At 75.1% G+C, this 25,291-nt stretch carries 23 protein-coding genes and 1 pseudogene; 12 read left to right on the top strand and 12 right to left on the bottom strand.

Translation table 11 applies throughout. From position 1 onward, the window contains the following. Positions 1–52 precede the first annotated feature (52 nt). Complete coding sequence (locus tag F1544_RS17395; protein ID WP_167587391.1) at positions 53–691, top strand: class I SAM-dependent methyltransferase; 639 nt, start codon at positions 53–55, stop codon at positions 689–691. A 13-nt stretch (positions 692–704) separates the two neighbouring features. Here F1544_RS17395 and F1544_RS17390 read toward each other — a convergent pair whose 3' ends face one another. Continuing rightward, the gene (locus F1544_RS17390; protein ID WP_167587390.1) at positions 705–1,427 is read right to left on the bottom strand and encodes a maleylpyruvate isomerase family mycothiol-dependent enzyme; all 723 of its coding nucleotides are present in this window, start codon (positions 1,425–1,427) and stop codon (positions 705–707) included. Between the two features lie 178 nt (positions 1,428–1,605). On the opposite strand from F1544_RS17390, the gene F1544_RS17385 reads away from it, so the two are divergent. Then, positions 1,606–2,550: a YihY/virulence factor BrkB family protein gene (locus F1544_RS17385; RefSeq protein ID WP_208972098.1), complete on the top strand. Its 945-nt coding sequence runs from the start codon at positions 1,606–1,608 to the stop codon at positions 2,548–2,550. Here F1544_RS17385 and F1544_RS17380 read toward each other — a convergent pair. Beyond that, positions 2,532–4,649, bottom strand: coding sequence for a methyl-accepting chemotaxis protein (locus F1544_RS17380; RefSeq protein ID WP_167587389.1), 2,118 nt, complete (start codon positions 4,647–4,649; stop codon positions 2,532–2,534). The two genes, F1544_RS17385 and F1544_RS17380, sit on opposite strands and share 19 nt — an antisense overlap. 184 nt (positions 4,650–4,833) lie before the next feature. Here F1544_RS17380 and F1544_RS17375 point away from each other — a divergent pair, with 184 nt between their 5' ends. Further along, positions 4,834–5,214 (top strand): VOC family protein, encoded by a 381-nt coding sequence (locus F1544_RS17375; protein ID WP_167587388.1) that lies wholly within the window; start codon positions 4,834–4,836, stop codon positions 5,212–5,214. A 27-nt stretch (positions 5,215–5,241) separates the two neighbouring features. On the opposite strand, the gene F1544_RS17370 is transcribed toward F1544_RS17375, so the two are convergent. Further along, a complete protein-coding gene (locus F1544_RS17370) occupies positions 5,242–5,700 on the bottom strand; it encodes an Lrp/AsnC family transcriptional regulator (protein ID WP_167587387.1) in 459 nt (152 codons plus the stop codon). Positions 5,701–5,793: 93 nt separating this feature from the next. On the opposite strand from F1544_RS17370, the gene F1544_RS17365 reads away from it, so the two are divergent. Genes F1544_RS17365 through F1544_RS17355 form a run of 3 tightly spaced genes read left to right on the top strand, consistent with a single transcriptional unit; the run spans position 5,794 to position 7,459 of the window. Continuing rightward, positions 5,794–6,264 (top strand): rhodanese-like domain-containing protein, encoded by a 471-nt coding sequence (locus F1544_RS17365; protein ID WP_167587386.1) that lies wholly within the window; start codon positions 5,794–5,796, stop codon positions 6,262–6,264. After that, positions 6,261–7,085 carry an MOSC domain-containing protein gene (locus tag F1544_RS26520; protein ID WP_167587385.1) on the top strand — a complete coding sequence of 275 codons (825 nt, stop codon included), beginning with the start codon at positions 6,261–6,263 and terminating at the stop codon, positions 7,083–7,085. The genes F1544_RS17365 and F1544_RS26520 overlap by 4 nt, the downstream gene beginning before the upstream one ends. 5 nt (positions 7,086–7,090) lie before the next feature. Next, a complete protein-coding gene (locus tag F1544_RS17355; RefSeq protein ID WP_167587384.1) occupies positions 7,091–7,459 on the top strand; it encodes a VOC family protein in 369 nt (122 codons plus the stop codon). Between the two features lie 31 nt (positions 7,460–7,490). On the opposite strand, the gene F1544_RS17350 is transcribed toward F1544_RS17355, so the two are convergent. From F1544_RS17350 to F1544_RS17335, 4 genes are read right to left on the bottom strand one after another with little or no spacing between them, the layout of a single operon-like run. Next, positions 7,491–8,294, bottom strand: coding sequence for an amino acid ABC transporter ATP-binding protein (locus F1544_RS17350; RefSeq protein ID WP_308470149.1), 804 nt, complete (start codon positions 8,292–8,294; stop codon positions 7,491–7,493). Then, positions 8,291–9,259, bottom strand: coding sequence for an amino acid ABC transporter permease (locus F1544_RS17345; protein ID WP_167587383.1), 969 nt, complete (start codon positions 9,257–9,259; stop codon positions 8,291–8,293). Before F1544_RS17345 ends, F1544_RS17350 begins: the two co-directional genes overlap by 4 nt. Next, entirely contained in the window at positions 9,256–10,227 is a 972-nt protein-coding gene (locus tag F1544_RS17340) for an ABC transporter substrate-binding protein (RefSeq protein WP_167587382.1), read from the bottom strand. Before F1544_RS17340 ends, F1544_RS17345 begins: the two co-directional genes overlap by 4 nt. 45 nt (positions 10,228–10,272) lie before the next feature. After that, positions 10,273–12,006: a DUF7800 domain-containing protein gene (locus F1544_RS17335; protein ID WP_167587381.1), complete on the bottom strand. Its 1,734-nt coding sequence runs from the start codon at positions 12,004–12,006 to the stop codon at positions 10,273–10,275. A gap of 17 nt (positions 12,007–12,023) precedes the next feature. On the opposite strand from F1544_RS17335, the gene F1544_RS17330 reads away from it, so the two are divergent. Then, on the top strand, positions 12,024–12,776 hold the full coding sequence (locus tag F1544_RS17330; protein WP_167587380.1) for an AAA family ATPase: 753 nt from the start codon (positions 12,024–12,026) through the stop codon (positions 12,774–12,776). Positions 12,777–12,813: 37 nt separating this feature from the next. Here F1544_RS17330 and F1544_RS17325 read toward each other — a convergent pair whose 3' ends face one another. The 4 genes from F1544_RS17325 to F1544_RS17310 all read right to left on the bottom strand — a co-directional run bounded on the left by F1544_RS17325 (position 12,814) and on the right by F1544_RS17310 (position 19,541). Further along, entirely contained in the window at positions 12,814–13,416 is a 603-nt protein-coding gene (locus F1544_RS17325) for a GDSL-type esterase/lipase family protein (protein WP_167587379.1), read from the bottom strand. A gap of 180 nt (positions 13,417–13,596) precedes the next feature. After that, the gene (locus tag F1544_RS17320; RefSeq protein WP_167587378.1) at positions 13,597–17,514 is read right to left on the bottom strand and encodes a multifunctional oxoglutarate decarboxylase/oxoglutarate dehydrogenase thiamine pyrophosphate-binding subunit/dihydrolipoyllysine-residue succinyltransferase subunit; all 3,918 of its coding nucleotides are present in this window, start codon (positions 17,512–17,514) and stop codon (positions 13,597–13,599) included. A gap of 72 nt (positions 17,515–17,586) precedes the next feature. Beyond that, positions 17,587–18,594, bottom strand: a complete 1,008-nt coding sequence (locus tag F1544_RS17315) for a sensor histidine kinase (RefSeq protein ID WP_167587401.1) — start codon at positions 18,592–18,594, stop codon at positions 17,587–17,589. A 164-nt stretch (positions 18,595–18,758) separates the two neighbouring features. Next, positions 18,759–19,541 carry a response regulator transcription factor gene (locus tag F1544_RS17310; protein ID WP_167587377.1) on the bottom strand — a complete coding sequence of 261 codons (783 nt, stop codon included), beginning with the start codon at positions 19,539–19,541 and terminating at the stop codon, positions 18,759–18,761. Positions 19,542–19,657: 116 nt separating this feature from the next. On the opposite strand from F1544_RS17310, the gene F1544_RS17305 reads away from it, so the two are divergent. The 4 genes from F1544_RS17305 (at position 19,658) to F1544_RS17290 (ending at position 24,501) form a co-directional block, all read left to right on the top strand. After that, on the top strand, positions 19,658–21,103 hold the full coding sequence (locus F1544_RS17305; RefSeq protein ID WP_167587376.1) for a GuaB1 family IMP dehydrogenase-related protein: 1,446 nt from the start codon (positions 19,658–19,660) through the stop codon (positions 21,101–21,103). Positions 21,104–21,122: 19 nt separating this feature from the next. Beyond that, a complete protein-coding gene (locus tag F1544_RS17300; protein WP_167587375.1) occupies positions 21,123–21,953 on the top strand; it encodes an alpha/beta fold hydrolase in 831 nt (276 codons plus the stop codon). Between the two features lie 155 nt (positions 21,954–22,108). Further along, entirely contained in the window at positions 22,109–23,461 is a 1,353-nt protein-coding gene (locus tag F1544_RS17295; RefSeq protein ID WP_167587400.1) for a hemolysin family protein, read from the top strand. Then, positions 23,458–24,501 carry a hemolysin family protein gene (locus F1544_RS17290; protein ID WP_167587374.1) on the top strand — a complete coding sequence of 348 codons (1,044 nt, stop codon included), beginning with the start codon at positions 23,458–23,460 and terminating at the stop codon, positions 24,499–24,501. The genes F1544_RS17295 and F1544_RS17290 overlap by 4 nt, the downstream gene beginning before the upstream one ends. Positions 24,502–24,513: 12 nt before the next feature. Here the strand turns inward: F1544_RS17290 and F1544_RS17285 are convergent, their stop codons facing one another. Beyond that, positions 24,514–24,876 (bottom strand): PRC-barrel domain-containing protein, encoded by a 363-nt coding sequence (locus F1544_RS17285; protein ID WP_167587373.1) that lies wholly within the window; start codon positions 24,874–24,876, stop codon positions 24,514–24,516. A gap of 127 nt (positions 24,877–25,003) precedes the next feature. On the opposite strand from F1544_RS17285, the pseudogene F1544_RS17280 reads away from it, so the two are divergent. Next, positions 25,004–25,291 (top strand): annotated as a pseudogene (locus tag F1544_RS17280) (hypothetical protein); the annotation flags it as partial.

Here is a 25,291-nt window from a genome sequence, read left to right as displayed (position 1 = left end):
GGAACGGCACGACGCCGTGACGTCACGCCGTCCCCCGGGGGACGCTGTCGGCATGACGCACACCTCGCCCGGTCCCGACCCCGCCGCCGCCGCCGAGTGGGACGAGCGCTACGCCGGGCCGGGGCGCATCTGGAGCGGGGAGCCCAACGGGGCCCTGGTCGCCGAGGTGGAGGGGCTCGCACCCACCACCGTCCTGGACGTGGGCTGCGGCGAGGGCGCGGACGCCGTGTGGCTCGCCGCCCGCGGCTGGCGCGTGAGCGCCCTGGACGTCTCCCGGGTCGCGCTGGAGCGGGCCGCCGGGCACGCGCGCGGGGCCGGGGTCGAGGTCGAGTGGCACCACGCCGGGCTGCTCGACACCGACCTGCCGCCCGCGGGCTTCGGCCTGGTGTCCGCGCAGTACCCCGCGCTGCGGCGCCCCGCCCCGGGCGACGTCGCCGCCGAGCGGGCCCTGCTCGCCGCGGTCGCCGTCGGCGGGACCCTGCTCGTCGTGCACCACGCCGACGTCGACACCGAGCACGCGCGCACCGCCGGCTTCGACCCCGCCGACTACGTCGTGCCCGACGACGTCGCCCGCCTGCTGGACGACGACTGGGTCGTGGAGGTCCACGAGAAGCGGCCTCGCCGCGTCGCCTCGGGGGCGGGCTCGCACCACACCACCGACGCGGTCCTGCGGGCCCGGCGCCTGCGCTGAGGCCCGCGAGGCCCTACGGCGTCAGGGGCTGCGCCAGCACCGCCCGCAGCGCCGCGGGGTCGCCGGTCACGTGCAGGAGGGGGTCGTCGGCCGTCGTCCGCCGCCACAGCAGCTGGGCCAGGACGAGCGCCGGCCCGGTGACGCTCGACGCGGCGGCCGGTCCCGACTCGCCGAGCCGCCACCGCGCACCCGGGGCCACGAGGTCGACGGCCACACCTGAGGGCAGCACCGCGCGGCTGAGCCGCACCTGCCGGGGCAGCATCGTGTCGAGCACCTCCGCGACGGTGTCCCGGACGACGGCCTCCGCGGCCGTGCTGGTGAGGTCGAGCGCCTGCTCGACGTCGACGCGGTGCACCAACGTCTCGTGCAGCTGCCGCCGCGCCCACCAGTCGTCCGTGCCCGGGCCGTCGAGGGTCCGGCAGGGCCGGGGCGGGTCGGCCAGGGCCGCGCGCAGCTGCGTGGCGGCCAGCGCGTAGTCGTGCACGACGTCGGCGGCCGCGCTCGGTCCGTGGCCGCCGGGCCCCGGCTCGTGCGGCGGGGTCCGCACCAGGGCGACGGCCCAGCGGTGCACCCCGGCCAGGTGGGCGAGCAGGTCGCGCACCGACCAGGCCGGGCAGGCCGGGACGCGGGCGTCCAGCGCCGCGGGAGTCGCGGTGACCAGCGCGAGCAGGGCCTCCTGCTCGCGCGCGAGAGCGGCCCGGTGGTCGACCGGGTCGCGGCCGTCGTCGGTGCTCACGCCCCGACCATCCCGCGTCGGAGGTCCCGCCGTCGAGCGGCCCGGGGGCGGGCGCGAGCACCCCGCGTGCACCTCGGCGCCCGCCGCGCGGTCCTGGTCCTGCCCGCCGGGGTGCGTCCTGGCAGACTGCGGGCATGGACCGGCACCGGACGCGCACGCCCGTCGCCGCCCACCCCGCGTGAGGGCAGCCGCCCAGGTCGTCACCCCGCCCGGACGCCGGGCTGCGGTGCGCCGGGTCTTCCGCGACGTGCACGACCGGCTCCGCGGGCACGACCTGTTCCTGATCTCCGCGGGGGTGACCTTCTACGCGGCCATCGCCCTCGTCCCGTCGCTGCTCGTGGCCGTCAAGATCCTCAGCGGTGTCGTCGGCCGGGACCGCGTCCTCGTGCTCGGTGGGGCCGTCGGCCAGGCCCTGCCGGCCGCGCAGCACGCGGGCGACGTCGTCCTCACCCTGGTGCGGACGTCCCTCGACGTGAGCTGGGTCGCCGCCCTCGTCGCCCTCGTCCCGGCCACCGTCTACGGCGAGGGGCTGCGGCGCGGCTTCGCCCGGGTCAGCGTCCGTCACCCCGAACCCGCACCCGAGGCGGTGAAGGGTCGGGTGGGGTCTTGGCGGGTGCGGCTCGCGGCCCTGCCCCTGCTGCTGCTCGCCCCGGTCGGGCTGCTCGCCGTGCTGGAGGTGGCCCCGTTCCTGGCCCGCCGCTTCGGCACGGGCGAGGTCACCGAGAGCGCGCTCGCGTTCTACGTCGCGCTGAACGTCGACTGGCTCGTCGTGTCACCCGTGCTGGTCTACGTCTACCGGGTGCTCGGCCCCAAGCGGCCCTCGTGGAAGGCGAGCATCTGGGGCGCCTACGCCACGGGGGCCTTCGTGTCCGGGTTCCTGCAGGGCTTCGTCGTCTTCCTCGCCATCCCCGTCGACCTCGGCGCGCCCTTCGGCGGGCTCACCCAGGTCGGCGGCGCGGTCGCCGTGTGCCTGTGGCTGTGGGTGTTCACGGCCCTCACCGTCTACGGCTACGCCGTCACCCTGGAGCTCGACCGCCGCGGCGGCAGCCCCTTCGACAGCGTGCCGGGGACGCCCACGGCGTCCGCCGGCACGCCCGGGAAGGCTCAGCCCAACCGGAACTGACGGACCTGGGCGTCGAGGTCGCCCGCGACCTGGGCGAGGTCGGAGACCGCCGAGCGCACGGCCCCGACCTGGGCGGTCGTCCCGTCGACCGCGTCGGCCGTCTGCGACAGGGCGCTCGCGATCCCGCCGGAGCGCGCCGCGGCGTCGTGCAGGGTTCCGCTGACGGCCGTGGTCGTGGCCAGCTGCTCGGCGACCGCGGACGCGATCGTCGTCTGGAGCTCGTCGACCTGGCCGATCGTGGCGGAGATCTGCGAGATGTCCGCACGCACCGCGGCGGCCTCCGCGCGGACGGCGGTGAGGGTGGGGGCGATCTCCTCGGTGGCCCGGGCGGTCTGGCGGGCCAGCTCCTTGACCTCCTCAGCGACGACGGCGAACCCGGCGCCGGCCTCGCCGGCCCGCGCGGCCTCGATGGTCGCGTTGAGCGCCAGCAGGTTGGTCTGCGCGGCGATCGCCGTGATGGTCCGCAGGACGTCGGCGATCTGCTGCGAGGACTCCCCGAGCCGCTCGACGGTGCCCGTCGCGGCCTCCGCGAGGTGGACCGCCTCGCCGGCGACGACGGAGACGGTGCTGGTGGTCGAGGAGACGTCGTCGGCCGCCGCGCGCAGCTGCTCGACGGCGGCGGAGACCTCGTGCACGCCGCCGGAGACGCTGCCGGCGTCGTTCGCGACGCGGCCGATCTCCGCGGACGTCGCGTCGGCCGTCTGCGACAGGCGGGCGCTCGCCCCGGCCAGGTCGTCGGCGGTGCCGGTCACCCGGCTGGCGCCGGCGCTCACGGCGCGCAGCGCGTCGCGCATGGCGGTGATGGCGGCGTCCAGCGCGCGGCTCATGGCGCCGATCTCGTCGCGGCCGTCGTCCGCGCCGCCCGGCGCGGACAGGTCGCGGTCGGCGACCCGGACCAGGGCGTCGGTGAGGCGGCCGATGCGGCGCACGAGCGTGCGCGCGAGCAGGCCGATGAGGACGGCCATGGCCAGCGCGACGGCGAGACCGGTCAGGAGCGTGGTGCGCACCAGGGCGTCGCCGCTCGAGCGCACGCGGTTGGTCACCGCCGCGGTGTCGGCGTCGGGCAGCCAGCTCGTGACGACCCAGTCGTAGGCGGGGTAGCGCGAGACGCCGACGGTCTGGCGGCCGCCGGGCAGGTCGACCGTGGTCGTCGTGAACTCGCCGGGCCCGAGGTCCGCGGCCGTGGCCAGCAGGCGGGCGACGTAGGGGTCGCCGTGGACGTCCTTCGCGTCGAGCATGGGCGTGCCGTCGACGCCGCCCGCGGGGGCGACCACGGCGGTGCCCTTGGCGGCCGCGGCGCTGGAGAAGATGCCGAAGGACCCGGTGCCGCCGAGCGTCGCGTCGGCGAGCCGGCGGCGGAGGTCCGCGGTCACGGCGTCCTGCGGCAGGCCGACGAAGACCGCCCCGACGACCTCGTCGCCGCGCTTCAGCGGCTCGTAGACGGTGACGTACTGCTGGTCCGCCACCGTCGCGGTGCCGTGGTAGGTCTCCCCCGCCAGCAGGGCCGCCACGACGGGGTTCGCGGCCCCGCCCGCGCCGATGGCCGGGATGTAGGTGCCGATGTTCCGCCGGCCCTTGGCGTTGACCACCGTGGTGGCGACGCGCAGCATGTCGCCCGCGCCGTCCATGCGCTGGAAGACGGTGACGGCCGCACCGGTGAGGCGGGCCGCGTCGTCGATGCCCGCGACGGCCACCGCCGGGTCGGCCTGCTGGCCGAGCCACGTCGAGCCGAAGAGCAGGCGCGGCAGGGTGACGCCGGTCTGCTCCTTCGTCGTCTGGTTGGTCGCGGTCCACGTCGCCGGGGCGCCGGTGGCCGACGCGCCGAGGGCGGCGAGCTTGTCCTGCGTCACCCGCAGGTCGCCGTCGAGCTGCTCCTGCACGGCGGCAGCCTGGGCCGCGACGGTCGCATCGACCTGCTGGCCGGCGTCGCGCAGCTGCTGCTCCGACAGGGTCCGCACGTCGGCGGAGGTGCCCTCGGAGAGGTGGCCGACCTGCACCGCGGTCAGGCCGCTGAGCAGCCCGGCGGTGACGACGACGGCACCGACGCCGGGCAGGACCAGCTGCGAGCGGAGCGAGGTGGCGCGGAACGGGAACGGCATGCGGTGTCGGCCTCACGGATCGGTGCTGCAGGAGCGGGTGCCCGCTCCTCATCGGCACCCGGACGCCCCACCTCAACCCGTTGATGTGCCTGGCGCACCACCCGGGTGGTCGACGGCGCTCGACCAGCCTCGGCCCCGCCGCCGTCCCCGCGCCGTCGTCGGAGGGTGGTGGCACCCTCCCGCCATGGACCGGCCCCGCGCGACCCTCGTCGCCACCACGCTGGACGCCCCCGACCCGCGGGCGCTCGCCGCCTTCTACCGCCACCTGCTCGGCTGGGACCTCGTCGAGGACTCGCCGGAGTGGGTGTCGATCGGCCCGCCCGGGGGCGGGCACCGGCTGTCCTTCCAGGCCGAGCCGCACCACGTCCCGCCCGTGTGGCCCGCGGGTGACGGCGACCAGCGCCTGCAGCTGCACCTCGACGTCGAGGTCGACGACCTGGCGGCCGCCGGCGCGCACGCCGAGGCGGGCGGGGCCGTGCTCGCCGCATTCCAGCCGCAGGAGGGCGTGCGCGTCTACCTCGACCCGGCCGGGCACCCCTTCTGCCTGTTCCTGCCGGGCTCCTGAAGCCGCTGCACCCCCCTCGACGCTTCGTCAGGCGGGGGTCAGGCGCCGGTGGGGCAGGGGGCTGGAGTAGACGACGCTCGTGGTGATGCCGCCGAGGGTGGCCAGCTTCCCGGTGATGCGCTCGAGGTCGCGCATGGAGCGGGCGAGCACCTTCAGCACGAAGCAGTCGTCGCCGGTGACGTGGTGGGCCTCCACGACCTCCGGCGTCGTGTCGAGGAGGTCGTGGAACGGCTTGTAGTTGCCCGTCGGGTAGGCCAGGCGCACGAAGGCCGTCACCGCGTAGCCGAGGGCCTCGGGGTCGAGGGTCGCGCCGAAGCCGGTGACGACGCCCGTGTCGCCCAGGCGGCGCAGGCGGTCGGCGGTGGCGCTGGCCGAGAGGCTGATCGCCCGGGCCAGGTCGGCGACGCTGATCCGGCCGTCGCGCTGCAGGTGCTCGAGGATGCTGCGGTCGGTCGCGTCCAGGGGGAGCCGGGATTCCGTCGCCATGACGACGAAACTACCCGCGGATCGACGGTGAAGGGGCCGGAACGCCGTTCGACGGCCCTGGTCGGTGCGTCGGCATCCCGCTTCGATGGAGGCATGCAGACACCGATCTCGGCCGTGGACTTCTTCACCGCCAGGCTGACCCACCAGACCGACCCCGCCGACCTCGCCGCGGCCCGCGCCGCGGGCACCTCCGCGCTCGTCCTCGACGTCCGCTCGGCCGCGGCGTGGAGCCAGGGCCGCATCCCCGGCGCGGTGCACCTGCCCGGCGACCGGCTGCTGGCGGGCATCGGGGAGCTGGTGGCGGACCTGCACACCGCGGTCGTCGTCTACTGCTGGGGCCCGGGGTGCAACGGCTCCACGCGCGCCGCGCTCGCGCTGGCCTCCGCCGGCCACACCCGGGTGCAGGAGCTGATCGGCGGGTTCGAGTACTGGGTGCGGGAGGGCCTCGCCGTCGCCACCGACGCCGGGCGCACCCGCCGCGCCCCCGACGAGCTCGTCGCCCCGGTCGCTCCCGCCGCCGCGCACCGGGGCGCGGGGGGCCCGCTCGCTACGCTCGGCGGGTGAGCGCCCACGTCGAGAGCCTCTGGGTCTACCCGGTCAAGGGCCTCAGCCCGCAGCGGCTGGACGCCGTGCCCCTGCGGGCGGGCGAGGGCTTCCCGCACGACCGCGTGATCGCCCTGGCCCGGCCGGGCGGCGCCTACCGGCCGGGCCTGCGCGAACCCGTGTCGAAGCGGGAGTTCTTCGTCCTCGTCGCCGAGGAGCGCCTCGCGGGGCTCGACACCCACCTCGAACCCACGACGGGCCGCTTCACCGTCCGCGTGCGCGACCACGTCGTCCTCGACGCCGACCTGGGCGACGACGACGGGATCGCGGCCGCGCTCGCGTTCTTCTCGCGCGTGCTCGACCTGCCGCCCGGGGTGCGGCCCGTGCACGCCGTGGAGCCGGGGCGCCGCTTCACCGACGTGGCGGTCGACTCCGACGCCCTCATGAACGCCGTGTCGTTCCTCAACCTGGCCTCGGTGCGCGACCTGGCCGAGCGCACCGCGACGACGCTGGACCCGCTGCGCTTCCGCGCCAACGTCCACCTCGACGGCCTGCCGGCGTTCGCGGAGGCCGACCTCGTGGGGCGCGAGTTCTCGGTCGGGGGCGTGCGCTTCCGCGGGGTCCAGCCCACCGCGCGCTGCGCCGCCACCGAGGTGGAACCCGGCACCGGCCGCCGCGACCTGCCCGTGCCGCAGATGCTGGTGCGCACCTACGGCTCGGACGTCATGGGGTTCTACGCCGTCGTCGTCGAGGGCGGCGCGCTGCGCCCGGGGGACCGCCTGGACACCGCCGCCGACGCGCGGACGGCCGTTGACACCGTGGTCGGCGCCGCCCGAGGGTGATCGTCGTGACCCTGCCCCGCGTGGACGCCGTGACCTTCCTCGTGCGCACCGGGGAGGGCCCCGACGCCGTCGCCTGGTACTCCCGGCTGCTGGGCCGCGGCCCCGACGTCACGCCCGTCGACGACCTGCACGAGTGGGAGGTCGTCCCGGGCGCCTGGTTGCAGGTGGCGACCGCGGCCACCGACGTGACGCCCTCGTCGTTCCGCGTGCGCTTCGGCGTGGCCGACCTGACCGCGGCCGTGGCCGCGCTGCGGGCCGACGGGGTCGCCGTCGACGACCCGGAGGTCGTGCCGGGCGTGGTGGCCTGGACCGACCTCGCCGACCCGTGGGGGAACCCGCTGGGGCTGTTCGAGGAGCTCGCCGGGCCCGCCTGACCTGATCGGCCTGACCGGGCCCGGCTCCTCCTCAGCCGGCCGCGGGGGGCGCCGACGTGGTCTGCTCGCCCGTGCGCATGCGCGCCAGGAAGGTGCGGGTGCGCTCGTGCTTCGGGTTGCCGAGGACGTCGTCGGGGCGGCCGCGCTCGACGACGACGCCCGCGTCCATGAACACGACCTGGTCGGCGACCTCGCGGGCGAACGCCACCTCGTGCGTCACGACGATCATCGTCGTGCCGTCCGCGGCGAGCTCCCGCATCACCGCGAGGACCTCGCCGACGAGCTCCGGGTCCAGCGCGGACGTGGGCTCGTCGAACAGCATGAGCTTGGGCTGCATGGCCAGGGCGCGGGCGATCGCGACCCGCTGCTGCTGGCCGCCGGACAGCTGCGAGGGGTAGTTCCCCGTCCGGTCGCCCAGCCCGACGCGCTCGAGCAGGGCCAGGGCGCGCTGCTCGGCGGCGGCGCGCTTCTCGCCCCGGACCTTCACGGGCGCCTCGACCACGTTCTCCAGGGCCGTCATGTGCGGGAACAGGTTGAACCGCTGGAACACCATGCCGATGTCCCGGCGCTGCTCGGCGATCTGCTTGTCGGGCAGGCGGTGCAGCCGCCCGCCGCGCTCGGCGAGGCCGATGAGGTCGCCGTCGACCCAGATGCGCCCGCCGTCGATGCGCTCGAGGTGGTTGATGCAGCGCAGGAACGTCGTCTTGCCCGACCCGGACGGGCCGAGCAGGCAGACGACCTCGCCCGCGTCCACCTCGAGGTCGATGCCCTTGAGGACCTCGACGTGGCCGAAGGACTTCGAGACGTTGACCGCGCGGACCAGGGGCTCGCTCACTTCGCCCCTCCCGCACCGAGGCTCACACCGGCGGCGGCCGGGCGCGCCGCGGTGGACGTGCCGAACCCGCGGCCGAAGCGCCGCTCCAGGAAGTACTGCCCGACCATGAGGATCGACGTGGCGATCAAGTAGTAGAGGATCGCCGCCATGTTCGTGGCCACCACCTGGTAGGTCTGCTGGCCGATCTGGCCGAGCTGGTAGAAGAGCTCGACGGTCACGGGGATCGCGACGAGCAGCGACGTGTCCTTCAGCATCGCGATGACCTCGTTGCCCGTGGGGGGCACGATGACGCGCATCGCCTGCGGCAGCACGACGCGGCGCATCGCCAGGGTCCGGGACATGCCCAGCGCCTCCGCGGCCTCGTGCTGGCCGCGGTCGACGCTGAGGATGCCCGCGCGGGCGATCTCCGCCATGTAGGCGGCCTCGGACAGCCCCAGGCCGACGATGCCGCCGACGATGGTGGAGCCGAGCAGGTCGTAGACGCTCTGCTGGCCGATGGTGAAGGCCCGCAGCTCCGGCGTCCCGAACCACGACGAGAACAGGAAGTCGAACGGCACGCCGATCGAGAGGCCGGTGCCGAACAGCGCGCCGAGGCTGCCCGTGAACCCCAGCAGGACGTAGCGCGGCACGCCGCGGAAGAACCACGTGAACACCCAGCTGACGCTGGACAGCACGCGGTTCTCCGACAGGCGCAGCACGGCCAGCAGCACCCCGCCGAGGATCCCGACGGTCATCGACAGCACCGTCGTCAGGAGGGTGCCGATGAGGAACCCGCGGATCACGGTGCTCTGGTTCATCGCCTCGAGGGTGAAGGACCAGTCGAACGCGGGGTTCGTGACCAGCAGGTGGGCGAGCATCAGCACGAGCACCGCGATGACGGCGACCGAGACCCACCGCCACGGGTGGCGCACCTCGACGGCGTCGATGCGGCCCGGGCGCTCACCCGGAGCGGCGGGCGTGCTCACGACGCCGGGTTGACCGGGAACTCGGTGACGGCGCCCGTGTCGCCGCCCCAGTTGCCCAGAGCCGTGTCGTAGCCGCCGTCCGCGGCGATGGCCGCGAGGGCCTTGGAGATCGCGTCGGCGGTCTGCGTCTGCGCCTTCGGCACGACGATGCCGTAGGGGGCCGCGTCGTAGACGTCACCGGCCAGCTCCAGCTGGTCCCCGGTCTGCTTCACCGCGTACGCGGAGATCGGGGAGTCGGCCAGCATCGCCTGCACCCGGGCCTGCTGCAGCGCGTTGGTCGCGTCCTGCTGCGAGCCGAAGGGCAGCACGGTGATCTCGGGCTTGCCCGCGTCGGTGCAGGCCTTCTGGCGCACCGGCAGGTCGTCGTCGGACTGCGTCGTGCCGCTCTGCACCGAGACCGTCTTGCCGCAGGCGTTCTCGGGGTCGATCGCCTCGGGGTTGCCCTTCTTGACGACCCACTGCGTGCCCGCGCTGTAGTACTGGACCATGTTGACCTGGGCCAGGCGGTCGGCGTTGATGGTGAACGAGGAGATCGCCGCGTCGTAGCGGTTGCCGGTGACGCCCGTGATGAGGGAGTCGAACGAGGCGTTGCTGTACTCCGCCTTCACGCCCAGCTTCGCGGCCACGGCGTTCATGACGTCGATGTCCATGCCGACGACGTCGCTGCCCTGCAGGAACTCGTTGGGGGCGTACTCGGCGTTCGTGCCGACCCGCAGGACCTTCGAGTCCTGCACGGACTGCGGCAGCATCGCGAAGAGCGCGGCGTCGCTGCTGCCGGTGGCGGCGGCGGACGAGGAGGTCGACGACGAGCCGCTGCCGGTGGACAGCGAGTCGGAGCCGCAGCCCGCGAGGGCCAGGGCCCCGGCGGCGACGCTGCCGGCGACGAGCAGGAACGAGCGGCGCGGGGTGGGGCGGACGGGCACGGAGACCTCCAGGTAGGGGGTGAGAGCGTGCACAGTCTGGACCACGCGGAGGCCCTGGGGCGTACACCCTGCCCACCTGGGGGGACGACGTCACACAGACGTGACCATCCGCCGCCGGCTCCGGGCGGGGCGCAGGGACACGTCGGCCGTGCGCGTGAGCACCTGGTGACCGTCCTTGAGCAGGGCGTGGTCGACCTCGACGTCCGCCGCCCCGTCCTCGGCCAGCACGACGGTCATGACGCCGTTGTCGAACCACGGGCCCTGCTCGACGTCCCAGTCGACCATCGGCTCGCGCACCCCGGCCGACAGCGCCAGCAGGCGCGTCAGCGCCCGCACGGGGCGTGAGTCGAGCAGCTTGTTGGCGATCTGCATCTGCCGGTTGAGCGGGTTGCGGAACGGCGACATCACCAGCTGGTGCACGACCGTGCGGTCGACGTCGACCCCGGGCAGGCGCACCCGCGCGGTGTAGCTGCAGTGCACGTCGCCGGACAGCAGCAGGACGCTCGCGGGCCGCTGCGGGCTGCTGGCGACCTCCCGCAGCAGCGCCACCAGGTCGTCGAAGGAGCGCCGGAACGCGGCCCAGTGCTCGAGGTCGGCGGCCTGCCGCAGCTTCTCGGCGGGGCCCTGGGCCCACCGGCCCCAGGCGCCCTCGGCGACGGCCTCGTCGAAGCCCTCCGCGTGGTGGATGCCGTGCAGCAGGAACGCGGGCAGCGTCGTGGCCAGCAGCAGGTGCTGCAGGGGCTCGTCGCGGTCGGCGCCCGTGGCCTGGTCGTGCACCCACTCCCACTCCGCGGCGTCGGTCATGTGCCGGTCGTCCGGCGCCAGGCGCCGCGCGCAGCGCGAGTCGATCGCCAGCAGCCGCGTCGTGCCGAGGTCGCGCGAGAAGCTCCAGCGCGCGTTCGACGGCTCGTCGTCGGCGGCACGGGCGAAGTCGTCGATGAGCCGGTTGCGGGTCTCCTCGTCCGGCGCGGCCCGCAGCTCGCCCAGGAGGCGGTCCTCGGCCAGCTCGTCGGGGGAGAGGTTGCCGAGGTGCTGGTAGACCCAGTAGCTCGCGAAGGCCCCGGTCACGCGCTCGCGCCACCAGGGCTGGCGGGCCATCTCCTCGCGCCACGACTGCGACGTGTTCCAGTCGTCGCGCAGGTCGTGGTCGTCCAGGAGCATGCACGTCGGCACGGTCGAGAGCAGCCAGCGCACGGCGTCCGGGCCCCACGTCTCCCGGTACAGCCAGGTGTACTCCTCGAAGTCCCCGATCTCGTCGCGCACGGCCGAGTCGCCGTCCGCGCGGCCCTGGTGCCGCTCGCGCAGGCGGTCCACGATCGCGGGGGTCGGGTCGTCCGCGTAGACCTGGTCGCCCGCGAAGAGCAGCAGGTCCGGCCAGCTCTGCTCGTCCGCGTGCTGGGTGACCATCCGGCGCGCCAGCGTGCTCAGGGCGTCGACGCCGACGAGCTCGACCGAGGCGGGGTCGTCGTCGCCCGCGCGCCGGCACGAGCCGAAGGCCAGCCGCAGGGGCGTGCCCAGGTCGGGGGTGCGGATCTCGCTCGCGGGCCAGGTCCAGGACTCCTCGACCGGCGGCCACAGCCGCGCCCCCGCGACCTCGATGCGGTACGGCAGACGCTCGCCCGCCGGGAGGCCCTCGACGACGAGCAGCGCGTAGTGGTGCCCGTGCAGGCCGAGGGTCTCGCTGCTGCTGCGCAGGACGTCGCCGCCGGGGAGGTCGACGACGACCTCGACCTCGCAGGCGGCGCTCGTCTCGACCCACACGGTGGCCCGCGCGTCGTCGACGTAGCGCAGGAGGGGTCCGAGCAGGAGGTCCGGGGTGGCCATCCAGCAGACTCAACCACATGGCCCGCAGCGTCCGACCCGTGCGTCGCGTGGAGCGTCACCCGGACGCCGCGGTCGACCCCGCAGCGTGGCCCGACTCGGTACCCGCCGTGCACCAGCTGCTGACCCGCGGGCTCGACCTGCCCGCCGGCGTGATCTTCCTCGTGGGCGAGAACGGGGCCGGGAAGTCCACGGTGGTGGAGGCCGTCGCCGAGGCCGTCGGCGTCCACCCCGACGGCGGCGGCAGCGCGCACCGCGCGGGCGGCGCCCGCAGCCGGGGGACCGACCGCTCGGGCCTCGCCGCGCGGCTGCGGGTCGTGTCCTCGCCGGGCGGGACCGGCGGGGCGTTCTTCCTGCGCGCCGAGACGATGCACCGCTTCTACAGCTACCTCGAGGACGCGGCGTGGGACGGCGAGGGCGAGCCGACCAGCCCGCACCCGCTGCACGGCGTCAGCCACGGCGAGGGGTTCGTCGAGGTCCTGCAGAGCCGGTGGCTGCGCGAGGCGCGGCTCGTCCTGCTCGACGAGCCCGAGTCGGCGCTGAGCTTCGACAACTGCTTGCTGCTGGCGGGCTCCCTGGCGCGGATGGCCGACGACGGCAAGCAGGTGCTGTGTGCCACGCACTCGCCGCTGCTGACGGCCCTGCCGGGCGCGACCGTCCTGCAGCTCGACGAGGACGGCATCACGCCCACGACGTGGGAGGAGCTCACGATCGTGCGGAACTGGCGCTTCTTCCTGGACGCGCCGCAGCGGTACCTGCGCCACGTGCTCTGACGGCGTCGTCGGGAGCAGGGCGCAGGTCCCGGCCGCCTCAGGGCTGGGGGACGCCCAGCCAGTCGTACCAGCCGCTGTGCAGCACGAGCCACGCCAGCAGGCCGTACCCGGCCTGGCCGGGGTGGACGCCGTCGCCGGCCGCGAGGTCGGCGAACCAGTCCTCGTGGGTGGCCAGCGGGGAGAACGTGTCGACGTAGGACACCCGGCGGCGCGCGCAGACGTCGGCGAAGGCGTCGGCGAGGTCGCCGATGCGCTCGTTGCGGTCGGCGTCGGAGACGGGCGTCGGACCCACCACGAGCGTCGGCAGCCCGCGGGCCTCGCACTCGTCGAGGATGTTGGCGAGGTTCAGGCGGCTGCGCGCCAGCGTCGTCCCGACGTCGAGGTCGGTGTGGCCGAGCCCGACGACGAGGCGGTGCTCGTCCCCGCCCGCGAAGCGGCGGGCGGTCTCCTCGCGCCATCGCGCGGACAGCTCCGACGTCGGCTCCCCGGGCACGCCCAGGGGGAACATCGTGATGTCGCGGTCCTCGCGCGGCGTGCGGGCCGAGACGCGGCCGGCCCAGCCCAGGGCGCGGGGGTCGCCGACGCCGGTGACGAACTCGTCGCCCACGAGGCACACGCGCACGTCGTAGCGGCCGTTCACAGCTGGTCCTCGCGCACGTGCGTGGTGCTCCTGTCGGTCGGTCGGTGGGGCGGGCCCCAGGGTAGTGCCCGCCGCGGGTGCCCCCGTCAGCCCGCGCGCGGGCCGGGGACGGTCAGCCCGCAGACGACGGCCCCGCCACCCGGGAGGGGCGGCGGGGCCGTGGTCGGCGGGGGAGCGGCGTCAGCGGTCGAAGGCCCGCTCGACGAGCTGGCGCTGCTCGGCCTGGTGGCGCTTGGCGGAGCCCGCGGCGGGCGAGGCCGACGACGGGCGGGCGACCACGTCGAGGCGCGTGCCGAGGTGCTTCCAGACGTTCATGGCCACGTGCGGCCACCCGCCCTGGTTGGTCGGCTCCTCCTGGACCCAGCGCACCTCGGCGTCCGGGTACGTCTGCGCCACCTCCAGCAGGCGGTCGACGGGCAGCGGGGCGAGCTGCTCGACGCGCACGACCGCCGTGGTCGTGTCGCCGCGCTTGGTCCGCTCGGCGACGAGGTCCCAGTAGACCTTGCCGCTGCACAGCAGGACCCGCGTGACGGCCGAGGCGTCCAGGCCCGCGGTGTCGTCGAGGACCTCCTGGAACGTGCCCGTCGTGAAGTCCTCCACGGCCGACTGCGCGGCCTTCAGCCGCAGCATCGACTTCGGCGTGAACACGACGAGCGGCCGGCGCGGGCGGGCGTAGGCCTGGCGGCGCAGCAGGTGGAAGTAGCTCGCCGGGGTCGACGGCACCGCCACCGTCATGTTGTCCTCGGCGCACATCTGCAGGAAGCGCTCGATGCGCCCCGAGGAGTGGTCCGGGCCCTGGCCCTCGTAGCCGTGCGGCAGCAGCAGCACGACCGAGGAGCGCTGGCCCCACTTCTGCTGGCCCGCGGAGATGAACTCGTCGATGACGGTCTGCGCGCCGTTGAAGAAGTCGCCGAACTGCGCCTCCCACAGGACCAGCGCGTCGGGCCGCTCGACGGAGTAGCCGTACTCGAAGCCCATGGCCGCGAACTCGCTGAGCAGCGAGTCGTAGATCCAGAACGGCGCCTGGGCCTGGCCGTCGGGGCCCTCGCCGAGGTACATCAGCGGGGTCCACTCGTCGCCCGTGACGCGGTCGGTCAGCACCGCGTGGCGCGAGACGAACGTCCCGCGGCGGCTGTCCTGGCCGGCGAGGCGGACGGGCGTGCCCTCCATCAGCAGGGAGCCGAAGGCCAGCAGCTCGCCCCAGCCCCAGTCGATCCCGCCCTCGGTGGACATCTGCCGGCGCTTGTCCAGCAGCTGGCGCAGCTTCGGGTGGACGGTGAAGCCCTCCGGCGGGCTGGCCTGCACCGCACCGACGTGCGCCAGGACGGACGCGTCGACCGCGGTCGGCGGCGCCTCGCCCGTGGAGTTCTCGTCGGCCTCCTGCGCCCGCGGGCGCTCCAGGCCGCCGCGGCTGTCGCCGTCGGCGCCCTCGGCGTCCTGGTGGTCGTCCTTGGTCTCCGCGAAGGCCCGCTCCAGCTGCGCCGAGTAGTCCCGCAGCGCCTCCTCGGCGTCCTCGACGGAGATGTCGCCGCGGCCGATGAGCTGCTCGGTGTACTGCTTGCGGACGCTGCGCTTCTTCTCGATGAGGGAGTACATGAGGGGCTGCGTCATCGACGGGTCGTCGCCCTCGTTGTGACCGCGGCGGCGGTAGCAGACCATGTCGATGACGACGTCCTTGTCGAACGCCTGGCGGAACTCGAACGCCAGCTGCGCCACCCGCACGCACGCCTCGGGGTCGTCGCCGTTCACGTGGAAGATCGGCGCCTGGATCATCCGGCCGACGTCGGTGCAGTAGACCGACGAGCGCGACGAGGCGGGGGCGGTGGTGAACCCGACCTGGTTGTTGATGACGACGTGGATCGTGCCGCCGGTGCGGTACCCGCGCAGCTGCGACAGGTTCAGCGTCTCGGCCACGACGCCCTGCCCGGCGAACGCCGCGTCGCCGTGCAGCAGCACGGGGAGCACGGGGAACGACGCGCCGGCCAGGTTGATCCGGTCCTGCTTGGCGCGCGCCACGCCCTCCAGGACGGGGTTCACGGCCTCCAGGTGGGAGGGGTTGGCCGCGAGGTAGACCTTGGTCTGCTCGCCGTCCTCGCCCGTGAAGGTCCCCTCGGTGCCCAGGTGGTACTTCACGTCGCCGGAGCCCTGCACGGTGCGCGGGTCCTGGGTGCCCTCGAACTCGCGGAACACCTGGCTGTAGCTCTTGCCGGCGATGTTGGTCAGGACGTTGAGGCGGCCGCGGTGGGCCATGCCCATGCAGACCTCGTCGAGGCCGGCCGTCGCGGAGCGCGAGAGCAGGGCGTCCAGCAGCGGGATGACGCTCTCGCCGCCCTCGAGGCTGAAGCGCTTCTGCCCCACGTACTTCGTCTGCAGGAAGGTCTCGAACGCCTCGGCCGCGTTGAGGCGGCGCAGGACGCGCAGCTGCTCGCGCGCGCTGGGCTTGGCGTAGGGACGCTCGACCCGGTCCTGGATCCACTTGCGCTGGTCCGGCTCCTGGATGTGCATGTACTCGATGCCGACGGTGCGGCAGTAGGAGTCGCGCAGCACCCCCAGCACGTCGCGCAGGCGCATGTGCGCCTTGCCGCCGAAGCCGCCCGTGGGGAACTCGCGGTCGAGGTCCCACAGCGTCAGGCCGTGGGTCTCGATCTCGAGGTCGGGGTGCATCCGCTGGCGGTACTCCAGCGGGTCCGTGTCGGCCATGAGGTGACCGCGCACGCGGTAGGCGTGGATGAGCTCCACGACGCGCGCCGTCTTGTTGATCTGGTCGTCGTGGGAGATCGAGACGTCGCGCAGCCAGCGGATGGGCTGGTAGGGGATGTGCAGCGACTGGAAGACGCGGTCGTAGAACCCGTCCTCGCCCAGCAGCTTGGCGTGCACGAGCTTGAGGAACTCGCCCGAGCCCGCGCCCTGGATGATCCGGTGGTCGTAGGTCGAGGTCAGCGTGATGACCTTGCTGACGGCCAGGCGGTTCAGCGTGTCCTCGCTGGAGCCCTGGTACTCGGCCGGGTACTCCATGGCGCCGACGCCGATGATCGCGCCCTGCCCCTTCACCAGGCGCGGCACGGAGTGCACGGTGCCGATGGTGCCGGGGTTGGTGAGGCTGATGGTCGTGGCCGCGAAGTCGGCCGTCGTGAGCTTGCCCGCGCGGGCGCGGCGCACGACGTCCTCGTAGGCCGTCCAGAACTCCGCGAAGGTCTTGGTCTCGGCCTCCTTCACCGACGGCACCATGAGCTGGCGGCTGCCGTCGGGCTTGGGCAGGTCGATCGCGATGCCGAGGTTGACGTGCGCGGGGTGCAGGACCGCGGGCTTGCCGCCCTCGGTCGTGTAGGCCGCGTTCATCGACGGCATCTGCTGCAGCGCCTCGACGAGCGCGTAGCCGATGAGGTGCGTGAAGGAGACCTTGCCGCCGCGCGCGCGCTTGAGGTGGTTGTTGATGACGATGCGGTTGTCGACCATCAGCTTCGCCGGCACGGCGCGCACGCTGGTCGCGGTGGGGACCTCGAGGGACTCCTCCATGTTGACCACGACGCGGGCCGCGGGGCCGCGCAGCTTCTCGACCGTGTCGCCCGCGGGGGCGGGCGCCGTGGTGGGAGACGAGGCGGAGGCGGCGGCGGGCGCGGGGGCCTTCGCCGCGGTGGCGGGGACCGGGGGGCGGACCGGGGCCTTCGCGGCCGGGGTCGCGGGAGCGTCGGAGTGCTGCGCGGCGGGCTTCGCGGCCGGCGCCGGCGTCGGTGCCGGGCTCGTCGTCACGGGGGCCGGCGCGGCGGCGGAGGGGGCGGGGGCCTTCGGCGCGGGTGCGGCGGCCGGCGCGGGGGCCGTGCCGGCGCCGTTGCCCACGGGGGCGGTGCCGGCGCCGTTGCCGTTGCCCGCGGGGCGGGACAGGCCGTTGGTCCCGGTGCCCGTGGCGGGGGTGGTCTTCGCGGCGCTCGTCTTGCCGGCCGGGTTGTCCGCGGGGGAGTAGTCGGCGAAGAAGTCCCACCACGCCTCGTCCACGGAGTTCCTGTCGGCCAGGTACTGCTCGTACAGCTCGTCGACGAGCCATTCGTTGGGGCCGAACGTGGCGAGCTTGTCCTCGGACTGCGAGGGCTGCTGAGGCACGGCGGAGTCGCCTTCTTCCTCGGTGTGGGTCTACGCGTACGCGTGGGCCAGCCTATCCCGAGGGCGGGCGTGTCACCGGGAAGGGCTCGGGGCGTTCGCCGGCAGCTGCACGTCGATGCGGCAGCCCCCGCCGGGCGGCGTCGCCGCGACGCGGATGGTGCCGCCGTGCAGCTGGACGGCCCAGCGGGCGATCGCGAGGCCCAGGCCGGTGCCGCCGTCGGAGCGGGAGTGCCCGCGGTGGAAGCGCTCGAAGACGCGCTCGCGGTCGGCGTCGGCGATGCCCGGGCCCTCGTCCTGCACCGAGAGCCGCACGACCTCGCCGAGGGTGTGCGCCGAGACGGTGACGGTCCCGCCGACGGGGGAGTGGCGCGAGGCGTTGTCGAGGAGGTTGGCGACGACCTGGTGCAGGCGGGCCGCGTCGGCGGAGACCTCCAGGCCCTCGGGGCGCACGTCCACGACGAAGCGGACGTCGCGGCCCGTCATGGACATGGCCCGCGTCGCCTGCTCGAGGAAGGGCTGCAGCGCGACGGCGTCGCGGTCCAGCGCCACGGCGCCCGCGTCCAGGCGCGAGAGGTCCAGCAGCTGCTCGACGAGCCGGCCGAGGCGCTCGGTCTGCGCGAGCGCCGTGGCCAGCACCTCCGGCTCCGGCTCGGTGACGCCGTCGACGACGTTCTCCAGCACGGCGTGCAGCGCCGAGACGGGCGTGCGCAGCTCGTGGCTGACGTTGGCGACGAGCTCGCGCCGCTGCCGGTCGACGGCCTCGAGGTCCTCGGCCATCCGGTTGAACGCGGTGGCCAGCTCGCCGACCTCGTCGCTGGAGGTCGAGCGCACGCGCCGGGAGTAGTCGCCGGTGGCCATGGCGCGCGCGGCCACGGTCATCTCGCGCAGCGGCGACGTCATGCCGCGGGCCAGGACCTGCGTCACGACGAGGGCGATGAGGATGGAGGCGGGCAGCGTGTAGCGGGGCCCGATCTGGTGGCGCAGGGCCAGCCACACCAGCAGCACGGCGACCGTGACGGTGATCCCGACGAGCAGCGCCAGCTTGGTCTTCAGGGAGTGCACGGGGTCGAGCGGGCGCATGGCCGGCCACGCGCGCCGCCCGGCCAGGCGGGCGGCCTCGGCCAGCTCGGCGCGCGAGATGGGGCCCGTGACGGGGCCCGGGTCGAGGGACGGGCCGTCGCCGGCCGCGGGCGGTGAGGTGTGGGGCTGGGAGGAGGGGTGCTGGCCGCCGGACACGGGCGCGGTCACCCCGCGGCCCCCTCGCCGCCCGGCTCGAAGGCGTACCCGACGCCGTGCACGGTGCGGACGAGGTCGGCCCCGAGCTTGCGGCGCAGCGCCTTCACGTGGCTGTCCACCGTCCGGGTGCCGGAGGCGTCGGCCCAGTCCCAGACGTCCTCGAGCAGCTTCTCGCGGGTCAGCACCGTGCGCGGCGAGGTGGCCAGGCAGACGAGCAGGTCGAACTCGGTCGGCGTCAGGTGCACCTCGGCGCCCGCGCGGCGGACCCGGCGCTGCGCGCGGTCGACCTCGAGCTCGCCGCCGGCGACCGGGAAGCGCAGGCTGCCGACCGCGGTGGGGGAGCCGACGAGCTGGCGGGCGCGCTCGACGCGGCGCACCAGCCCGTTGACGCGCGCCACCAGCTCGCGCAGCGAGAAGGGCTTGGTCATGTAGTCGTCGGCGCCCACGCCCAGCCCGACGAGCTTGTCGGTCTCGTCGTCGCGCGCCGTGAGCATGAGGACGGGCACGGGCCGGGCGGCCTGCACGCGGCGGCACACCTCGAGGCCGTCGAAGCCCGGGAGCATCACGTCCAGCACGACGACGTCGGGGCCGACCTCCTCGCACAGCGCCACCCCGCCGGGGCCGTCGGAGGCGATGTGCACCGCGTAGCCCTCCGCGCGCAGCCGGCGCGCGACCGCGTCGGCGATGGTCGGCTCGTCCTCGACGACCACGGCCGTGCGAGGTCCGGCCGGGCCCTGCGCCACGCTCGTCGCGGGGCCCGAGGCCGGGGAGGTGTGGCTGCCCGTGCTCATGCGGCCAGGGTAGGCCGCCCCGCCGTGCCCCGGCCGGGAGCGGGCTGTGCGCGCACCGGTCCTCCACGAGACCCGCTCCTGCCCGGGACCCGCCCCCGGCGCCTACCCTTCAGGCCGTGCAGTTCCTCCGCGGCCAGCAGCCGACCCACGACCTGACCTACTCCGACGTCTTCCTCGCCCCGGGGCGCTCGGCGGTCACCTCCCGCCTGGACGTCGACCTGGCGAGCAGCGACGGCACCGGGACGACGGTGCCCGTCGTGGTGGCCAACATGACGGCCGTCTCCGGGCGCCGGATGGCCGAGACGATCGCGCGCCGCGGCGGGATGGCCGTGCTGCCGCAGGACCTCCCGCTGGACGTCGTGGCCGAGGTCGTCGACTGGGTCAAGGGCCGCCACCCCGTCTTCGAGACGCCCGTCGTGCTGTCCCCGGGCGACACCGTGCACGACGCGCTGCACCTGCTGCCCAAGCGCTCGCACGGGGCGGCCGTCGTCGTCGAGGGCGGCGAGGTGCTCGGCGTCGTCACCGCGGCCGACTGCGCGGACGTCGACCGCTTCACCCAGGTCGCGGCCGTCATGAGCACGAAGCCCGTCTCGATCGAGGCCGACGTCGTCGAGCGCGACGGCCTCGAGGCCGCCTTCGAGGTCCTGCACGCCGGCCGCCGCCGGTTCGCGCCCGTCGTGCGCGACGGCCGCCTCGTCGGCGCCCTGACCCGCACGGGCGCCCTGCGCTCGACCGTCTACGCGCCCGCCCTGGACGCCTCCGGCCGCCTGCGCATCGGCGCGGCGATCGGCATCAACGGCGACGTGGCCGGCACGGCGAAGGTGCTGCTGGCGGCGGGCGTCGACTGCCTCGTCGTCGACACCGCGCACGGGCACCAGGACAAGATGCTCGAGGCCCTGGCGGCCGTGCGCAGCGTCTCCCCGGACGTGCCCGTCGTCGCCGGCAACGTCGTGACCGCCGAGGGCGTGCGCGACCTCGTCGCCGCGGGCGCCGACATCGCCAAGGTGGGCGTCGGCCCGGGCGCCATGTGCACCACGCGGATGATGACCGGCGTCGGCCGCCCGCAGTTCTCCGCCGTCCTGGAGTGCTCGCGCGCCGCGGCCGAGCTCGGCAAGCACGTGTGGGCCGACGGCGGCGTCCGGCACCCGCGCGACGTCGCGCTGGCGCTCGCGGCCGGGGCCAGCCAGGTCATGGTCGGCTCGTGGTTCGCGGGCACGCACGAGAGCCCCGGCGACCTCGCGGTCGACGCCGACGGCCGCCCGTACAAGGAGAGCTTCGGGATGGCCTCGGCCCGCGCCGTCGCCGCCCGCACCCGCGCCGACTCGCCGTTCCAGCGGGCCCGCAAGGGGCTCTTCGAGGAGGGCATCTCCTCCTCGCGCATGCACCTGGACCCCCAGCGCCCCGGCGTCGAGGACCTGCTGGACCAGATCACCTCGGGCGTGCGGTCGGCGTTCACCTACGTCGGCGCGCGCAGCGTCGGGGAGTTCGCCGAGCGCGCCGTCGTGGGCCTGCAGTCGCCGGCGGGCTACGAGGAGGGCCGCCCGCTGCCGGCGGGCTGGTGACGGGCGGGATGATCGGCGCGTGATCCTCGAAGGGGTGCGCCGGGCCGACGGCTCGCCCGTCGACGTCACCACCGAGGGACGCGGCCCGGGCCTGGTCCTCGTGCACGGCGCCCGCCCGGCCGCGGACTACGCGCGCCTGGCCGAGCGCCTGGGCGAGCAGTTCACCGTCCACCGCTACGAGCGCGAGGAGGTCGGCGGGGGCGGCGCGCGCTACGCCGTCGCCGACGACGTCGCGCTGCTGGGCGCGGTGCTCACGCACACGGGGGCCCGGCTGGTCCTCGGCCACGGCCTCGGCGGCCTCGTCGCGCTGCTCGCGACCAGCGGGCTGCTGCTGCGCTGCATCGACCGCGTCGCGGTCTACGACGCGGTGCTGCCGCTGGACGGCTCGGTCCCCGAGGAGGCGCTGGAGCAGGCGGCGCGGGCGCTCGCGACCGGCGCCCCGGAGCTCGCCCTCGCCCACCTCGACCGGCACCTGCGCACGAGCTCGCTGGGGCGCACCGCGGTCGGGCGCTCGGAGCGCGTGCAGCGGCTCGTCGGCGGGGTCCTGGCGCGCACGGAGTGGGGCCGCTCGACCGCGGCGCGGCTGCCGCAGGTGCTGGCCGAGACCCGCGCCGGGCTGCAGCTGAACTCCCCGGCCGACGTCTACGCCCAGCTGCCGGCGCGCGCCCTGCTGCTCACGGGCGAGCGCAGCCCCGAGCACTTCGGGGTCGCCGCGCGCGAGATGGCCGCGGCCGTGCCGTCGGCGACCACGCTCGTGGCGGGCGGGTGCGGCCACGACTCGCTGCTGCGGGCGGCCCGCAGGTGCGTCCAGCCGCTCGCGACCTTCCTGGCCGGCGACACGCTGTTCTGAGCCCGCCGCCGCCCGCGGTGCCCCGGCCGCTCCCGCCGGGAGGGCGCGCGAGGCCCTCGCGCCCGTAGGATCGGCCCCGCCATGAGTTCACCTCCCGGGCCGCGCGGCGGCCCCCCTCACCATCCCCGCCCGACGCCGCCCGGGGAGCCCTCGTGATCGTGGAGTGGCTCCTCCTGCTCGTCGGGGTGCTCCTGACGCTCGGCACGGCCGTCTTCGTGGCCGCCGAGTTCGCGCTGGTCACGCTTGACCGGTTCTCGGTCGAGAAGGCCGCCGAGGGCGGCGACCGCCGGGCGGCCGGCGTCCTGCCCGCGCTGCGGACCCTGTCCACCCAGCTCTCGGGCGCGCAGGTCGGCATCACGCTGACCACCCTGCTCGTCGGCTACCTGACCCAGCCGTCGCTGGCCTCCCTGCTGCAGGGCCCGCTGGAGTCGGCGGGCCTGCCCGACGGCGCCGCGACCAGCGTGTCGACCGTCCTCGCGGTCGCCGTCGCCACCGTCTTCTCGATGGTCGTCGGCGAGCTGGTCCCCAAGAACCTCGCGCTCTCGATCCCGCTGCGCACCGCGGGGCTCGTCGCCCCCCTGCAGCGCGGCTTCACCTGGTTCATGGGCCCGCTCATCACGGTGCTCAACGGCAGCGCCAACCGGATCCTCCGGGCCGTCGGCGTGGAGCCCCAGGAGGAGCTCTCCGGGGCCCGCTCCGCGGCCGAGCTCGCCTCGCTCGTGCGCCGCTCGGCCGACCTCGGCACCCTCGACGAGGGCACGGCGAACCTGCTGAGCCGGACCCTCGTCTTCGGCGACCAGACCGCCGCCGACGTCATGACGCCGCGCGTGCGGATGCAGTCGCTGCGCCACGACGAGACGGCCGCGGACGTCGTCGCGCGCGCCCGCAGCACGGGCCACTCGCGCTTCCCGGTGACCGGCGACGACCTGGACGACGTCATCGGCGCCGTCCACGTCAAGGCCGCCGTCGCCGTGCCGCACGAGCGCCGCGGCGAGGTCCCCGCGGCCGCGCTGATGGCCGAGGTGCGCCGCGTCCCCGACACCCTGCGCCTGGAGCCGCTGCTGCTGCAGCTGCGGCAGAACGGGTTGCAGCTCGCGGTCGTCGTCGACGAGTACGGCGGCACGGCCGGCGTGGTCACGCTGGAGGACCTCGTCGAGGAGATCGTCGGCGACGTCTCCGACGAGCACGACCGCGACCGCGGGGGCCTGCGCCAGCACCGCGACGGCTCCTGGACCGTGCCGGGGCTCGCCCGCCCGGACGAGGTCCGCGACCGCACCGGCGTCGAGGTCCCCGACGACCCCGCCTACGAGACCGTCGGAGGGTTCGTCATGTCCCGCCTGGCCCGCATCCCCGTCGTGGGCGACGAGGTCCGCCTGGGCCACGCCGTCCTGCGCGTCGCCCGCATGGAGGGCCGCCGCGTCGAGCGGCTGCGCCTGCGGCCCCTGCCGGTCGCCGAGGGAGCCGACGTCCGCGAGGACGCCGCGGCGGGCACCGGGGGTGCCGCGTGAGCAGCACCACCTCCCTGCTGCTGGCCGTCGTCCTGCTGCTGGCCAACGGCTTCTTCGTCGGCGCCGAGTTCGCCGTGCTGTCGGCCCGGCGCAGCCAGGTCGAGCCGCTGGCCGCGACGAGCGGCCGCGCGCGCCAGGCCCTCGTGGCGATGGAGAACGTCTCCCTGATGCTGGCGACGTGCCAGCTCGGCGTGACGCTGTGCTCGCTCGGCCTGGGCGCCGTGGCCGAGCCCGCGCTGGCCCACCTGCTGGAGCCGCTCTTCGAGGGCGTCGGGATCCCCGAGGCCTTCGTGCACCCGGCCGCGCTGGTCATCGCCCTGGCGGTCGTCGTCTACCTGCACGTCGTCATCGGCGAGATGGTCCCGAAGAACCTCTCCATCGCCGGTCCCGACCGCGCGGTCCTGCTGCTCGCACCGCCGCTGGTCGCGCTCGGGCGCTGCATCGGGCCCGTCATCCGGGCCCTGAACGCCGTGACGAACTCCGTGCTGCGCGCCGTGGGCGTCGAGCCCAAGGACGAGGTGGCGTCGGCGTTCACCGTCGAGGAGGTGCAGTCGATCGTCGCCGAGAGCCGCCGCGAGGGGACCCTCGACGACACCCACGGCCTCGTGACGGGTGCGCTGGAGTTCTCCGACCGGGCCGTCGGCGACATCGCCGTGCCGCTGGGCGACCTGCGCACCCTCACCGAGGGCGCGACCCCCGCCGACGTCGAGGCGCTGGTCTCGCGCACCGGGTTCAGCCGGTTCCCCGTGCTGGACGCCGCGGGCGACCTGCACGGCTACCTGCACCTCAAGGACGTCCTGTACGCCGACGACGAGCGCTACACCGAACCGGTGCCGGAGAAGCGGATCCGCCAGCTCGGCACCCTCGGCGACGCCGAGGAGGTCGAGGACGCGCTGGCCGCCATGCGGCGCTCCGGCGCCCACCTGGCGCGGGTCGTGAACAGCACCGGCCAGGTCACGGGCGTCGTGTTCCTCGAGGACGTCATCGAGGAGCTCGTGGGCGAGGTCAGCGACGCGACGCAGCGGGCGTCGCGTCGCTGACGGGCTGAGCGCTCAGCGCCGGGCGAGGCGCCGGCCGCTGGGCGTGTCGGCCGGGACGTACTCCATCGCGTAGTGGGCGAAGATGCGCGGCTCGTCCTCCGGGCCGAGCTCCTCGTCGACGGCGAAGGCGGGCGCGGCCTTGACGGTCTCCTTGGAGAACGCCACGCGCAGGTCCTGACGGCCGACGGCGGCCTGGTCCAGCGGCACGAACACGACCTTCTTGAACCCGATCACCCCGGTCTCCAGCGCGGCGAACAGCCACTCGTCGGTGGCCGCGTCCACGTACACGGACGCGAGCGTCCCGATCTTCGTGTCGGTGACGTCCAGCACGGGAGCGCCCTTCCACTGGTTGAGGTCCTGCACCAAGATGGTCATGGGAGCACTGTGTCGGACGTGCGCGGGCGCAGCCACCGCGCCCCACCGGCACCTGCACGAGGGCTTCACACCCGAGCGCCCCAGCCGTGCCGCGCCGCCGTGCGCGGATGGGACGATGGGTGGCGGCATGAGTGAGCAGACATCCCCGCGGACCACCCTGACCATCAACTGGATCGGCATCGCCGGCGGCGCCCTCGCGGCCGTCACGTCGGCCGTCGCCCTGGCCGGGCTGAAGAGCCTCGGCTCCTACGGACCGCTCGTGGGCGCGGCGGTCGGCAGCGTGCTGGCCTCCACCGCAGCGGCGATCTACAACTGGTCGCTGACGCGCAGCCGCGAGCGGATCGCCGAGGCGGCGCGGCGGGCGCGCGAGCGCCGCGCGCCCAACCACCCCGGCGGCCCCGAGGCGACCCCGCCC

This window comes from Kineococcus rubinsiae, from assembly GCF_011839805.1.
Taxonomy (GTDB): domain Bacteria; phylum Actinomycetota; class Actinomycetes; order Actinomycetales; family Kineococcaceae; genus Kineococcus; species Kineococcus rubinsiae.
The sequence above is the reverse complement of the archived record's forward strand: the minus strand, read 5'-3'. Positions and strand labels throughout refer to the sequence as shown.

Bases quoted from the DNA above. Each gene is read 5' to 3' on its own strand.
- F1544_RS17375 (WP_167587388.1), top strand. From the start codon at position 4,834: ATGGACCGGCCCCGCGCGACCCTCGTCGCCACCACGCTGGACGCCCCC.
- F1544_RS17285 (WP_167587373.1), bottom strand. From the start codon at position 24,876: ATGACCATCTTGGTGCAGGACCTCAACCAGTGGAAGGGCGCTCCCGTG.
- F1544_RS17330 (WP_167587380.1), top strand. From the start codon at position 12,024: ATGGCCCGCAGCGTCCGACCCGTGCGTCGCGTGGAGCGTCACCCGGAC.
- F1544_RS17365 (WP_167587386.1), top strand. From the start codon at position 5,794: ATGCAGACACCGATCTCGGCCGTGGACTTCTTCACCGCCAGGCTGACC.
- F1544_RS17310 (WP_167587377.1), bottom strand. From the start codon at position 19,541: ATGAGCACGGGCAGCCACACCTCCCCGGCCTCGGGCCCCGCGACGAGC.
- F1544_RS17370 (WP_167587387.1), bottom strand. From the start codon at position 5,700: ATGGCGACGGAATCCCGGCTCCCCCTGGACGCGACCGACCGCAGCATC.
- F1544_RS17395 (WP_167587391.1), top strand. From the start codon at position 53: ATGACGCACACCTCGCCCGGTCCCGACCCCGCCGCCGCCGCCGAGTGG.
- F1544_RS17315 (WP_167587401.1), bottom strand. From the start codon at position 18,594: ATGCGCCCGCTCGACCCCGTGCACTCCCTGAAGACCAAGCTGGCGCTG.
- F1544_RS17380 (WP_167587389.1), bottom strand. From the start codon at position 4,649: ATGCCGTTCCCGTTCCGCGCCACCTCGCTCCGCTCGCAGCTGGTCCTG.
- F1544_RS17335 (WP_167587381.1), bottom strand. From the start codon at position 12,006: ATGGCCACCCCGGACCTCCTGCTCGGACCCCTCCTGCGCTACGTCGAC.